This window comes from Pseudomonas sp. P5_A2_2 (assembly GCF_054177685.1).
Window position 1 is genome coordinate 1 of sequence record NZ_JBGCUL010000961.1, and the last position, 1,662, is coordinate 1,662.

At 59.6% G+C, this 1,662-nt stretch carries 2 protein-coding genes; one reads left to right on the plus strand and one right to left on the minus strand.

Translation table 11 applies throughout. The features are described from left to right. Positions 1–1,089 (plus strand): MFS transporter (locus tag ACXRVY_RS27790; RefSeq protein ID WP_458238808.1); only part of this gene is annotated, 1,089 nt, incomplete at its 5' end. 203 nt (positions 1,090–1,292) lie between these two features. Here ACXRVY_RS27790 and ACXRVY_RS27795 read toward each other — a convergent pair. Then, on the minus strand, positions 1,293–1,662 hold a 370-nt coding region (locus ACXRVY_RS27795; protein ID WP_458238809.1), incomplete at its 5' end, for a helix-turn-helix domain-containing protein.

The following is a 1,662-nucleotide window of genomic DNA, read 5'->3' on the forward strand; positions in this document are numbered from 1 at the left end:
GGACTGGTCTGGGGCCACTTCGGTGACAAATACGGGCGGCGTAGTGCGCTGTCCTGGTCGATTCTGATCATGTCGATCTCGACCTTTTGCATCGGCATCCTGCCGACCTACAACCATATCGGCCTGTGGGCACCGGCCTTGTTGTTGCTGATTCGCTTGTTCCAGGGTTTTTCCGCTTCAGGTGAATACGCCGGGGCCTCGGCCTTTCTCGCCGAGTACGCGCCCGAGGGTAAACGCGGTTTGTACACCAGCATTGTCCCGGCGAGTACGGCGGCAGGTTTGCTCTTCGGCGCGGTCTTTGTCGCCGGCCTGCATGCGTGGATGAGTGTCGAGGATTTGCACAGCTGGGGCTGGCGTTTACCCTTTCTGCTGGCAGCGCCATTTGGGCTGGTGGGGCGCTACATCCGCATGAGTCTGCAAGACACGCCCAAGTTCCTGGAGATGGAAAAACGCMTTGAAGCAAAGGAATGCGCAACCCACGCTCCGGTTCGCGAATTGCTGACCGTGCACCGACGCAAAGTGATGATCGGGATCGGCGCGACCTGCCTGAATGCGGTGGCGTTCTACTTGTTGCTCAGCTACATGCCGACCTACCTGTCCACCGAAATGGGTATGAGCGAGAGTGATTCGTTCCTGGCATCCACCGTATCGCTGGCGACCTACATCGGGCTGATCTTTCTGATGGGCAAACTGTCGGATCGGTTCGGGCGCAAAACCATGCTGCTGACCGCTTCAGTATTGTTCTTGGCGCTGACATTTCCGCTGTTCGGGATGTTGGAGAATCAGCCGCTGATGGTGATTCTGATGATCCAGATTGCTTTCGGCGCGATCCTGGCGATGAACGACGGCACCTTGCCGTGCTTCCTCGCCGAGATTTTCCCCACCCGCGTCCGCTTCAGTGGTTTTGCCTTCAGCTTCAACATCGCCAACGCGGTGTTCGGCGGCACCGCGCCGTTTATCGCGACCTGGCTGATTCAACTGACCGGCAACAAAATGGCCCCGGCCTGGTATCTGTTGGCGGCAGCGGCGGTGGCATTGATTGCCATGTTGGCGAGTCGGGAAACGGCGCATAAGGCGTTGCAGGACTGACCCGCCCTCGACATGAAACACAACCGGCCCGCGAGGGTGACATTGCGGACGCCATCGCGGGCAAGCCGGATCGCCGCACCGCCGCTCCCACAGGGGTTTTCAGTGCATAGGGATTGTGTATCCACTCAAGATTCCTGTGGGAGTGGGCTTGCCCCGGGCGGCGTTCCGACGAAGAGGCCAGCCCGGCCAACATCAATGTCGAATCAATGCACCGCCGCTACTTGCTTGCGCTCACCCATCGGCGATACGCCAAAGAAACGGCTGTAGCATTTGGAGAAATGCGCAGGCGAAACGAAGCCGCAGGCGAGGGCGATATCACGTACCTGCGATTCGCTGCGCAGCAATAATTGACGCGCCCGTGCAAGGCGCAACTCCAGGTAGTACTGACTCGGCGTGCGCTGCAGGTGCTTGTGAAACAGGCGTTCGAGCTGGCGCACCGACACCTCGTTCAACCGCGCAAGTTCCTCAAGGCCCACCGGCTCCTCGAGATTGGCTTCCATGATCGCCACCATCTGGCTGAGCTTGGGCTGCGAGGTGCCCAGCTTTTGCCGCAATGGCACACGCTGTTGTTCC